This is a genomic window from Saccharomonospora iraqiensis subsp. paurometabolica YIM 90007, from assembly GCF_000231035.2.
GTDB lineage: Bacteria > Actinomycetota > Actinomycetes > Mycobacteriales > Pseudonocardiaceae > Saccharomonospora > Saccharomonospora paurometabolica.
In genome coordinates this window covers 2,007-2,376 of sequence record NZ_KI912245.1, presented here as the reverse complement: position 1 = coordinate 2,376, position 370 = coordinate 2,007, and the positions used below count along the sequence as shown (strand labels likewise).

Sequence of the window (370 nt, the reverse complement as noted above, 5' to 3'; positions counted from 1 at the left end):
ACCCGGCGACCACGACCACGCCGCCGCACACGGAACCGGGCACCCACCTGCGGCTACGGCTGCCGCTGCGCCCACCGTTCGACGGTGCCGGGCTGCTGGACTTCCTCGCCGCCCGCGCGGTCACCGGGGTGGAGGCGGTCGACGACGGGAGCTACCGGCGGACGCTGCGGTTGCCGCACGGCGCCGGGTCCGTCCGGCTCCGGCCACCCGTGCAACACGGCGGAGGGTCCTCGGCGACGTCCGGCGTGCCGCACGTCGACTGTGCGCTGTGGCTGTCCGACGTGCGCGACCTCTCCGGCGCCGTGGCGCGCGTGCGCAGGCTGTTCGACCTGGACGCCGACCCGGGGGCGGTGCTCGACTGCCTGGGCGC

At 77.0% G+C, this 370-nt stretch carries 1 protein-coding gene; it reads left to right on the top strand.

The window, feature by feature from the left end; genetic code table 11:
* On the top strand, positions 1-370 hold a 370-nt coding region (locus SACPADRAFT_RS27720; RefSeq protein WP_040924370.1), incomplete at both ends, for an AlkA N-terminal domain-containing protein.